We start from the raw sequence: 10,891 nt of genomic DNA, 5'->3' as shown, positions 1-10,891 counted from the left end.
GGCTCCCAAGGAGGAGGCCCCGAAGGAGGAGGCTCCCAAGGAGGAGGCCCCGAAGGAGGAGGCCCCGAAGGAGGAGGCTCCCAAGGAGGAGGCCCCCAAGGCGCAGGAGCCTCAGGAGCAGCCGGCGCAGGAGCCCGGTGGTGACGCCCCTGCCCCCGCCGATGACGGCGGAGCCGGTGACGCTGCCCCTGCCGAGGGATGACGCTCCCCGTGAGGTGCGCTTCAGCTCCCTCGAAAGAGGGGCCGGAGCCCGCGTAACGCCAACCGCAAGGCCTCCCTCCCTCTCCGTGGCACGACCGTGTCCGCGAGAGGGAGGGAGGCCTCCTCATGACGGGGGCGAAGACGGCGGTCGGACCGATTCCGCGCCGCTGGAGCCCGCCACTCGCGGGGCGGCGGCGGGCCGGTCAGGGAGATGGAGGGGGACGAGTAGCGGCGGGACGCCTTGACAAGGTGATTGGTCTGGACCAAGTTGAGTGCGCTCCGCTCCCCCGACTCCCCCCTCCCCGGAGGCCTTTGTGGAACGCGCGCGACGCGCTCATGGCGCCAGACGCCCCAGAACCGTCCTCGCCCTGCTTACGGCCGCGCTGCTGGCCGTGCCCGGTATCACCGCGCTCTCGTCGGCCGCCCGTGCGGCCGACGCGGACGTCAGCCGCAACGGTGGTTTCGAGTCCGGTCTGACCGGCTGGACCTGCACGGCCGGCACCACGGTGAACTCACCTGTCCACAGCGGGAGTTCTGCCCTGCAGGCCACCCCGGCCGGCGGCGACCACGCCCAGTGCGCGCAGACGGTGACCGTCCAGCCCGATTCCCAGTACACCCTGACCGGCCAGGTCCGCGGCTCCTACGTCCACCTCGGCGCGAACGGCACCGGCACCACCGATGTCTCCACCTGGACCCAGTCCGCCCCCGACTGGCAGAAGCTGAGCACCACCTTCCGTACCGGCGCCGCGACCACCAGGGTCACGATCTACACCCACGGCTGGTACGGCACCGGCGCCTACTACGCCGACGACATCTCCCTGGTCGGCCCGGGCGGCGGCAGTAGCGAACGGCCGCCCGCCGCGCCCACTGGCCTGAAGACCACCGCCGTCACCTCGTCCTCCGTCGCCCTGTCCTGGTCGGCGGCCGCCGGCGCCACGAGCTACGACGTCTATCGCGACGGGGCCAGGATCCGGACGGTGAGCGGCACGTCGGCGACCGTCACCGGCCTCGCGGCCTCGACGGCGTACGGCTTCCAGGTCACCGCGAGCAACGACGCCGGCGAGTCGGCGAGATCCGCGGTCGTGACGGCGACGACCGGCACCGGCACCGGCGGCGGCTCCGCCGACCTGCCCACCCATGCCCTCGTCGGCTACCTCCACGCGAGCTTCGCCAACGGCTCCGGCTACACCCGCCTCGCGGACGTCCCCGACAGCTGGGACGTCATCGACCTGGCTTTCGGCGAGCCCACCTCGACCACCTCCGGAGACATCCGCTTCGACCGCTGTCCGGTGGCCGAGTGCCCGAGCGCCGAGAGCGACGCCGACTTCAAGGCCGCGATCAAGGCCAAGCAGGCGGCCGGCAAGAAGGTGCTGATCTCGATCGGCGGCCAGAACGGCCAGGTCCAGCTGACCACGGCGGCCGCGCGGGACACCTTCGTCTCCTCCGTCTCGAAGATCATCGACGAGTACGGCCTCGACGGCCTCGACATCGACTTCGAGGGCCACTCGCTGTCCCTGAACGCGAACGACACGGATTTCGAGAACCCCACGACGCCCGTGATCGTGAACCTCATCTCGGCGCTGAAGACCCTGAAGGCCACGTACGGCCCGAAGTTCGTTCTGACGATGGCACCCGAGACCTTCTTCGTGCAGAACGGTTACCAGTACTACGGCACCGGCAAGTGGGGCGGACAGGACCCGCGCTGCGGGGCCTACCTCCCGGTCATCCACGCCCTGCGGGACGACCTCACCCTCCTGCACGTCCAGGACTACAACTCGGGCCCGATCATGGGCCTGGACAACCAGTACCACTCCATGGGCGGCGCCGACTTCCACATCGCCCTGACCGACATGCTCCTCACCGGCTTCCCGGTGGCGGGCGACGTGAACAACGTCTTCCCGCCGCTGCGCCCCGACCAGGTCGCCATCGGCATGCCGGCGTCGACGAACGCGGGCAACGGCCATGTGGCTCCGTCCGAGGTCACCAGGACCCTGGACTGCCTGACGAGGAAGACGAACTGCGGCTCGTACGCGCCCCACGGGACCTGGCCCGCCCTGCGCGGTCTGATGGCCTGGTCGGTGAACTGGGACCGCTACTCGAACTGGGAGTTCCGGAAGAACTTCGACGCCTACTTCGGCTGAGCACGAGGGACAGGACGGCCAGCAGCACGAGGCACAGGCACCAGCTGGCCACCACGTCCAGCGGCCAGTGCCAGCCCCGGCGGACCAGGCCGTACGACACCGCGAGGACCAGGGTCACGGAGGCGGCCACCAGGACGCGGCGGGTGGTGGGCCGGCGGAGCCAGGGCAGGAGGAGCAGGGTCGCGGAGCCGTACGCGATCGCGGCCGTCGCCGTATGCCCCGACGGGAAGTAGCCGACGGCCGGGGGTACCACGGGGGTCCCCGGCCGCGCGGTCCAGTCCTTGACCGGTACCACGACCGCCGGGACCAGCGCCGTCAGCACGGCCGTGGCGAGGGGCGGCAGCCACCACCGGTCCATACCGGTGCCCCGTCCCCGCCACGCCGCGTACCCGAGGGCCGCGGCGAGCACGGGGACGGCGACCTGGATGGCGCCGAGATCGGAGAGAAGTTCGGAGAACCGGTCCGGATGGACCAGGGCCCGGCTGAGGCGGACGTCCAGGCGCAGCAGCGGGCCGTGGGCGACGACCTGCCAGGTGATCAGGACGAAGAGGACGGCCGGGACGCCGAGGAGCAGGGAGCGGCGGACTGAGGTCGACACGGGCCCAGCTTCGCAGGTCCGGCCGCGCGGGGAGGGAAGGAGGTCGGCCGCCCCGGAACAGGGGGGTAGTTCCGGGGCGGCCGTCCGGATCGGAACGTCGCACGCCCCGGGGGGTTTGGGGCGGCGACCGTCCGATCGGTGAGGAGATCCCGACGTCAGACGCCGGTTGTGTGCGCGAGGGCACGACCAGGTCGAAGCTGGGGAGGCCCCGGCCTGAGACCACCCACAGTCCCCTGTGGGCGGGGTGTATCTCTCATCTCGGTAGAACCTACGGCAGGCCGAGGCGCTTGGGCAGACGGAATCGCGTCCCGTCATCCACCCCGCACACCTTCTTCACACGGCCTGCCGGAGGCGCCCTTCAGAGGTGCGAACCAGTCGCTCAGATGCGCGAGAAGGCCTGCTCGATGATGTCGAGACCCTCGTTCAGGAGGTCCTCGCCGATGACCAGCGGCGGCAGGAAGCGCAGCACGTTGCCGTAGGTGCCGCAGGTCAGGACCAGCAGGCCCTCGGCGTGGCAGGCCTTGGCGAGCGCGGCGGTGGCCTCCGGGTTCGGCTCCTTGGTGGTGCGGTCCTTGACCAGCTCGATGGCGATCATCGCGCCACGGCCACGGACGTCACCGATGATGTCGAACTTCTCGGCCATGGTGGTGAGGCGACCCTTCATGATCTCCTCGATGCGCTGGGCCTTGCCGTTGAGGTCAAGCTCCTTCATCGTCTCGATGGCGCCGAGCGCACCGGCGCAGGCGACCGGGTTGCCGCCGTAGGTACCACCGAGACCACCGGCGTGTGCGGCGTCCATGATCTCGGCGCGACCGGTCACGGCGGCCAGCGGCAGACCACCGGCGATGCCCTTCGCGGTGGTGATCAGGTCCGGGACGATGCCCTCGTCCTCGCAGGCGAACCACTGCCCCGTACGGCAGAAGCCGGACTGGATCTCGTCGGCGACGAAGACGATGCCGTTGTCGTTGGCGAACTTCACGATCTCCGGCAGGAAGCCCTTGGCCGGCTCGATGAAGCCGCCCTCCCCGAGGACCGGCTCGATGATGATCGCGGCGACGTTGTCGGGGCCGACCTGCTTGGTGATCTGGTCGATGGCCTGCTTGGCGGCCTCGGGACCGGCGTTCTCCGGACCGGTCGGCCAGCGGTAGCCGTAGGCCACCGGCACGCGGTACACCTCGGGGGCGAACGGCCCGAAGCCGTGCTTGTACGGCATGTTCTTCGCCGTCAGCGCCATCGTCAGGTTGGTGCGCCCGTGGTACCCGTGGTCGAACACGACCACGGCCTGCCGCTTGGTGTAGGCACGCGCGATCTTGACGGCGTTCTCGACGGCCTCGGCGCCGGAGTTGAACAGCGCGGACTTCTTGGCGTGGTCACCCGGGGTCAGTTCCGCGAGGGCCTCGGCGACCTCCACGTAGCCCTCGTACGGGGTGACCATGAAACAGGTGTGGGTGAAGTCGGCCAGCTGGGCGCTCGCGCGGCGGACGACGGCCTCGGCGGAGGCGCCGACGCTCGTCACGGCGATGCCGGAGCCGAAGTCGATGAGCCGGTTGCCGTCGACGTCCTCGATGATCCCGCCGCCCGCACGGGCGGTGAACACGGGCAGCACGGAGCCCACGCCCTGGGCGACCACGGCGGTACGGCGGGCCTGCAGCTCCTGCGACTTCGGGCCGGGGATGGCGGTGACGACGCGGCGCTCCTGCGGAAGTGCGGTCATGGGGGCTCCCTGATGATCTTGCGTACCGGGCGGTCCCGGGCTGTTCCGGGCGGTGCGTTTTCGGACGCTTACCTGTCTTTCTTCGCAGGCTAGGGGCGGGCGCGCGGGGTGGGCATGCTCCATGTGGGCGTTGTCGGCGGCTCCGGTTGTCCGCCTTGGACATAGCAGCGCGACCGCCATACGCCCAGTGGCACGCACTCTCGGCCGCGTAAGCGGTGAACTCCCCTTGCGGGGGCGTTAGATTGGCTCGCTGACGGTGGACGGAACGGCTGGTCAGGGGGCAAGGCGGATGGACAGCGACGGGACACGGGACGCACGCAGCACGCATGCGAATCCGGTACCGCGCCCGGCGGCCCCCTCTGGGGGTTCCGCCGTGCCGCCCATGCCCTCGGTGCCGCCCGGCGCACCGCCCCGGCCGGACGGCTCCGCCTTCCTGGCCTGGCTGCGAGCCCCCCGCCCCGAGGCCGGGCCCGGCGTGTGGCGCTTGAGCCACCGGCCCCGGCCCGAGCAGGAGCCCGAGCAGATCCCGGCCCGGCAGCTGCTCAGCGGTGCGCTGATCGCCTTCCTGGTGGGCTGGCTGGTGTGGTCACTACTGTGGAACGGCTACCTCGGCGGCTGGTGGGTACTGCCCCTTGAGCTGTTCACCCCCGACTCCTGGCGTCAGGGCAACGACCGCGTCGGCAACGCGATCCTCTGGTACGGCTACTACACCCTCATCGCCGTCGCCATCCTGCTCGTCGTCGGCCGCCTCGGCCGCTGGGGCGAGGTATGGCGCCGCTACGGGCCGCCCGCCTGGCATCCGGCCCAGCCGGCGGCCGATCTCCCGCCCGCCCCCGAGCAGGACCCCGCCGAGTTCCCCCACCTCCGCGCAGCCGGTGCCCACGACGCCGCCGAGCGGCTCGCCGCCGAGGCGAGGGCCGGGCTGATGCGGGATGTCGACCATGCCCGGATCAACCGGGCCTGGCAGGGCGTACGGTCGGGCCGGCACTCCTTCGCCACCTTCACCGGCGCCGTACTGAAGGACGGCTCCGCGGCCTGCCCGCACCCCTCCGGCGAACGCGACCTGCCCGCCCGGCACGCCCGGCACGACCTGCTCACCGGCCAGGTCCGGCTCGGCACCACCGCCGACGACCCCCGCAACCCCTACCACTACCGCGGTGCCGGCCTCGGCCTCGGCCCCGACCTGCTCGGCACCTCGCTGCTCGCCGTCGGCCCGGCCGGCTCCGGGAAGACCGGCGCGGTCATCCGGCCGCTCGCCGAGTCCCTGTGCCTGCACGCCCTAGCCGGCCGAGCCTCCGTCGTGGTCGTCGGCGCGGCGGGCGCCGGCCTCGGCCCGGCCGACGCCTACGACGTCGTCGTACGCATCGGCCACCCCGAGTCCGTCTACGACCTCGACCTCTACGGCGGCACCGCCGACCCCGACGAGGCCGCCGCGATACTCGCCGAGGCCCTGGTCGGAGACCTCGCCGACCCTCACCCGGGCAGCGACAGCCGCCGCTCCACGACGGTCCTCGCCCAGTTGCTCGGCCCGTTCCGCGCCGTCCACGACCGTTTCCCCTCCGTGGCCGAGCTGCGGCAGCTCCTCGACGGCGCGCCCGGCCCGCTGGCCACGCTCCGCAAGGCGCTGACCGACACGGGGCAGGAGCCGCTGCTCAGGGAACTCGACGCCCGCGAGCGCCAGATGGCCCACCCGGGTGACGTCGGCACGGTCCTCGCCGACCGGATCGCACTGCTCGACCGGCCCGCCTTCGCCACCTTCTTCGACACCTCCGGCCGGACCCGCCCGTTCTCCCTCAAGGCCCTCGACCATCCGGTCCGCGTCCGCATCGACCTGCCCCAGCGCGGCCACGCCGACGCCTCCCGGATCCTGGCCCGGCTGGTGCTCGCCCAGTTCACCGCCGCCGTGACGGTACGGGAGGACCGGTCGCTTTTCGCCTGCCTGCTGCTCGACGACGCCACCGGCGTGGTCACCCCGGAGGCCGTGCGCGGCATCCAGCGGCTGCGGTCGGCCGGCGCCGGTGCGGTGCTCACGCTGCGCACCCTGGACGACGTGCCCCGGCCGCTGCGTGGCCCGCTGCTCGGCGCCATCGGCTGCCGGATGGCGCTGTCCGGGCTCACCCCCTGGGACGGGCAGGACTTCGCCGAGGTGTGGGGCAAGGAGTGGACCGAGACCCGGGACGTCACCGACCGGCAGATCATCGCCGAGACCCCGGCCGGCAAGGCCGTGCACATGCTGCGCCGGGTCATCACCGGACAGGCGCCGACGGCTCGGGCCGTCACCGTGCGGCAGGTGGAGCGGGAGCGGTGGTCGGCGTCCGAGTTGGCGCACGGGGTGCCGGCGGGGCATGCGGTGTTGTCGTTGACGACCGTGCAGGGGGAGCACGCGCCGCCGTTGCTGGTGGATCTTCGGAGCTGAGGGGCGGGCACAGGCCAGCGCGTGACCATACGGTGAGGCAGAATCGGCGTAGGCCGTTCATACGCGGCGGCCAAAAGATCACCGCGATCGCCGGATCTCCCTCATCGTGAAGGCCTCATGCCCCCGACCCTCGCCTCGCTCGTCCACCACTCCGCGCTCAAGCTGACGGTGCGCGCGGGCGAGGACCGCCTCGACGTGCCCGTCCGCTGGGCGCACGTCAGCGAGCTGGCCGACCCCGTCCCCTATATGGAGGGCGGCGAGTTGCTGCTGATCACCGCGCTCAAGCTGGACGCGGAGGATCCGGAAGCCATGCGGCGGTATGTGCGGCGGCTGGCCGGCGCGGGCGTCGTGGGGCTCGGCTTCGCCGTCGGGGTCAACTACGAGGAGATCCCCGAGGCCCTCGTCGACGCCGCCCGGGAGGAGGGACTGCCGCTGCTGGAGGTGCCCCGCCGCACCCCTTTCCTCGCCATCAGCAAGGCCGTGTCCGCGGCGATCGCCGCCGACCAGTACCGGGCGGTCACGGCAGGCTTCGCCGCCCAGCGCGAGCTGACCAAGCAGGCTCTCAACTCCGGCCCCGAGGGCCTGCTCACCGCACTCGCCGGGCAGGTCGACGGCTGGGCGGCGCTCTACGACGCCTCGGGCGCCGTCGTCGCCGCCGCGCCGGAGTGGGCCGGCCGGCGGGCCGCCCGGCTCACCGCCGAGGTCGAACGGCTGCGAGAGCGGCCCGCCCCGGCGTCCGCGGTCGTCGGCGGCCCGGAACACGAGGACCGGGTCGAGCTGCACTCCCTGGGCACGGGACGGCGGCCGCGGGCGGCGCTCGCCGTGGGCACGGCCGCCGCTCCCGGCACCGCCGAGCGGTACGCCGTCCACTCCGCCATCGCCCTGCTCACCCTGACCACCGAACGCTCCCGCTCCCTGCACGCGGCCGAGCAGCGGATCGGTACGGCGGTGCTGCGCATGCTGCTCGCCGGGGAGCCCGACCACGCCCGGGCCGTCGCCGGGGACCTGTACGGGGCGCTGCTGGACGCGCCCTTCCGGATGATCGTCGCCGAGTCGGTGGCCGGGGCGGCCGCGCGAGCGCACATGGACGCCCACGCGCGCGTGCCCGTGGCAGCCGCCAAGCCGAGCGCCGCCGCCTCGCTCGCCGCCGCCCACGCGGATGATCCACTGGGCGGTCTCGCGGAGACCGTGGAGTCCGCCGCCGCGCGCTCCGGGGAGGCCGTGCTGGTCGTGCCCGAGGGGGAGCGGCTGGTGGTGCTCGCCGCGGACGGGGGCGCGGCGGCGGCCGCCTGCGCGGAGTACGCGGCCGCGCTGGAGGCGGCGCGGGCGGTGCCCGAGCAGTCGGGCGGGGACGACTACGAGCTGGTCGTGGGCCTGTCCGCGCCGGCCGGGCCGATCGCCGCGGCGGCGGCCTACAAGCAGGCCGAGCAGGCGCTGTCGGTGGCGCGTCGGCGAGGACGGGTGTTCGTGGAGCACGAGCAGCTGGCCGCCGGGTCCATGCTGCCGTTGCTGGCCGACGATGCGGTGAAGGCGTTCGCGGACGGGTTGCTGCGGGCGCTGCACGAGCACGATGCGACGGGGCGGGGGGACCTGGTCGCCTCCCTACGGGCGTGGCTGTCGCGGCACGGGCAGTGGGACGCGGCCGCGGCGGACCTGGGAGTGCACCGGCACACGTTGCGGTACCGGATGCGGCGGGTCGAGGAGATCTTGGGACGCTCGCTGGACGACCCGGACGTGCGGATGGAGCTCTGGCTCGCCCTGAAGACGACGTCGACCGACTGACCACCCATGGCCCGCCGCCTGGACCCCGGCCCCAGGCCCGCCCACCACCCGGCTCGCCGGGCCGGGAGACGGGCGTCACGCCGACACGGCGAACCCGGAGGCGGCCGCGGGCTGAAGCGCGGGAGGCCGGAGGGCGGCCGTCGGCCGGAACCCGGGCGGCCGGAGGGTGGCCCGGCTGGAACTTGGGCGGCCGGTGGGCGGCGTGTGGTCCGGGTGGACTGGAGAGCGGGCGTCCACCGGAGGCCGGGTGGCCGGGTGGGGCCGGGGTGTCGACCGCAGTTCGTCGTGGGGCTTGCGGCCGGCCGGGAGACGGGCGTCGGCCGGACCTCCTGCGGCCTGGGGCGTGCGTCGGCTGGAACCCGGGAGGCCGGGCGGCGGGCGTGGGGAGGTGTGCCCGGGTGGTCGGGGCGGTCCGTGGAAGTGGTCATGGTGGGGCCGGCACGCCGGAGCACCGGAGCTGACTCCGACAATCCGGCGCACCCCTCGACACGACTGCTACGACTCGGACAAGCGACCCCCGGCCGCCTCAGCCCTACCGTGGACCACGAAAGCCAAGCACACCCTCAACGCGGAAGGGCCGGGACTCGCACATGACTTCCACCCACGCCTTCTGGCTCGCCGGCCGCCAGGTCTCCGGCGCGGACACCTTCGACGTCACCTCCCCGTGGGACGGCCGGCTCGTCGGCAAGGTCAGCGTGCCGACCGAAGCCCAGGTCGAGGAGGCCGTAGCCGCCGCGTACGCCGTGCGGGACGAGTTCGCCGCCACCCCGGCGCACGTGCGCGCCGCCGCCCTCGACCACGTCAGCAAGCGGCTGGCCGAGCGCACCGAGGAGATCGCCCAGCTGATCTCCGCCGAGAACGGCAAGCCCGTCAAGTGGGCCCGGGGCGAGGTCGGCCGTGCCGTCTCCGTGTTCCGGTTCGCCGCCGAGGAGGCCCGCCGGTTCAACGGCGGCGAGGCCCAGCGGCTCGACACCGACGCCGGCGGCCAGGGCCGTCTGGCGCTCACCCGCCGCTTCCCGAAGGGTGTCGTCCTCGGCATCGCGCCCTTCAACTTCCCGCTGAACCTCTGCGCCCACAAGGTCGCACCGGCCATCGCCGCCGGTGCGCCGATCATCCTGAAGCCGGCCCCCGCCACCCCGCTCTCCGGCCTGATCCTCGGTGACCTGCTCGCCGAGACCGACCTGCCGGCCGGCTCCTGGTCGATCCTCCCGGTCTCCAACGACCGCATGCCCGCCCTCGTCCAGGACGAGCGCCTGCCGGTGATCTCCTTCACCGGTTCCGAGAAGGTCGGCTACGCGATCATGGACTCGGTGCCGCGCAAGCACTGCACCCTGGAGCTGGGCGGCAACGGCGCGGCCGTCGTCCTCGCCGACTTCGCCTCCGACGAGGACCTGGACTGGGCCGCGACGCGCATCGCGACCTTCTCCAACTACCAGGGCGGCCAGTCCTGCATCTCCGTGCAGCGTGTGATCGCCGACGCCTCGGTCTACGACCGCCTGCTGCCGCGCATCGTCGCCGCTGTCGAGGCCCAGGTCACCGGCGACCCGTCCGACGCCAAGACCGACGTCGGCCCGCTGGTCAGCGAGGACGCCGCCAAGCGCGTCGAGTCGTGGGTGAAGGAGGCGGTCGAGGCCGGCGCCACTCTGCTCACCGGCGGCGACCGCGACGGTGCCTCCTACGCGCCGACCGTCCTCACCGACGTACCGGCCGACGTCACCATCTCCTGCGAGGAGGTCTTCGGGCCCGTCCTCACCGTGCAGAAGGTGGACGGCGAGACCGAGGCGTTCGCCGCGGTCAACGACTCCAAGTACGGCCTCCAGGCGGGCGTGTTCACCCACGACCTGCAGGTCGCCTTCCGTGCTCACCGCGTCCTGGAGGTCGGTGGCGTGGTGATCGGTGACGTCCCGTCCTACCGCGCCGACCAGATGCCGTACGGCGGCGCCAAGCAGTCCGGTGTGGGCCGCGAAGGTGTGCGGTTCGCGATGGAGGACTACACCTACGAGCGCGTGCTGGTTCTCACCGGTCTCGCGCTCTGACCT

General features: G+C 72.9%; 5 protein-coding genes and 2 pseudogenes. 5 read left to right on the top strand and 2 right to left on the bottom strand.

Annotated elements, in window-relative coordinates:
- Both ABZ079_RS24745 and ABZ079_RS24740 read left to right on the top strand, forming a co-directional pair.
- Nucleotides 1-202 (top strand): annotated as a pseudogene (locus ABZ079_RS24745) (2-oxoglutarate dehydrogenase, E2 component, dihydrolipoamide succinyltransferase); the annotation flags it as partial.
- 313 nt (nt 203-515) lie between these two features.
- Complete coding sequence (locus tag ABZ079_RS24740; RefSeq protein WP_356941632.1) at nt 516-2,342, top strand: glycosyl hydrolase family 18 protein; 1,827 nt, start codon at nt 516-518, stop codon at nt 2,340-2,342.
- Here the strand turns inward: ABZ079_RS24740 and ABZ079_RS24735 are convergent.
- Both ABZ079_RS24735 and gabT read right to left on the bottom strand, forming a co-directional pair.
- A pseudogene (locus ABZ079_RS24735) lies at nt 2,284-2,940 on the bottom strand (phosphatase PAP2 family protein); the annotation flags it as partial. The gene ABZ079_RS24740 and the pseudogene ABZ079_RS24735 sit on opposite strands and share 59 nt — an antisense overlap.
- Before the next feature lie 379 nt (nt 2,941-3,319).
- A complete protein-coding gene (gabT, locus tag ABZ079_RS24730; protein WP_356941631.1) occupies nt 3,320-4,654 on the bottom strand; it encodes a 4-aminobutyrate--2-oxoglutarate transaminase in 1,335 nt (444 codons plus the stop codon).
- A 289-nt stretch (nt 4,655-4,943) separates the two neighbouring features.
- Here gabT and ABZ079_RS24725 point away from each other — a divergent pair, with 289 nt between their 5' ends.
- The 3 genes from ABZ079_RS24725 to ABZ079_RS24715 all read left to right on the top strand — a co-directional run bounded on the left by ABZ079_RS24725 (nt 4,944) and on the right by ABZ079_RS24715 (nt 10,888).
- On the top strand, nt 4,944-7,070 hold the full coding sequence (locus ABZ079_RS24725; RefSeq protein WP_356941630.1) for an ATP-binding protein: 2,127 nt from the start codon (nt 4,944-4,946) through the stop codon (nt 7,068-7,070).
- Nucleotides 7,071-7,187: 117 nt separating this feature from the next.
- A complete protein-coding gene (locus tag ABZ079_RS24720; protein ID WP_356941629.1) occupies nt 7,188-8,852 on the top strand; it encodes a PucR family transcriptional regulator in 1,665 nt (554 codons plus the stop codon).
- A 590-nt stretch (nt 8,853-9,442) separates the two neighbouring features.
- On the top strand, nt 9,443-10,888 hold the full coding sequence (locus ABZ079_RS24715) for an aldehyde dehydrogenase family protein (RefSeq protein WP_356941628.1): 1,446 nt from the start codon (nt 9,443-9,445) through the stop codon (nt 10,886-10,888).
- The last annotated feature ends 3 nt before the right edge of the window (nt 10,889-10,891 follow it).

It is taken from the genome of Streptomyces sp. NPDC006314 (assembly GCF_040613075.1).
Classification (GTDB): domain Bacteria; phylum Actinomycetota; class Actinomycetes; order Streptomycetales; family Streptomycetaceae; genus Streptomyces.
This window is presented reverse-complemented; position numbering and strand designations above follow the sequence as displayed.

What these genes read in the sequence shown, in the direction of transcription:
- gabT (WP_356941631.1), bottom strand. Translation starts at nt 4,654, where the DNA reads ATGACCGCACTTCCGCAGGAGCGCCGCGTCGTCACCGCCATCCCCGGC.
- ABZ079_RS24725 (WP_356941630.1), top strand. Translation starts at nt 4,944, where the DNA reads ATGGACAGCGACGGGACACGGGACGCACGCAGCACGCATGCGAATCCG.
- ABZ079_RS24720 (WP_356941629.1), top strand. Translation starts at nt 7,188, where the DNA reads ATGCCCCCGACCCTCGCCTCGCTCGTCCACCACTCCGCGCTCAAGCTG.
- ABZ079_RS24715 (WP_356941628.1), top strand. Translation starts at nt 9,443, where the DNA reads ATGACTTCCACCCACGCCTTCTGGCTCGCCGGCCGCCAGGTCTCCGGC.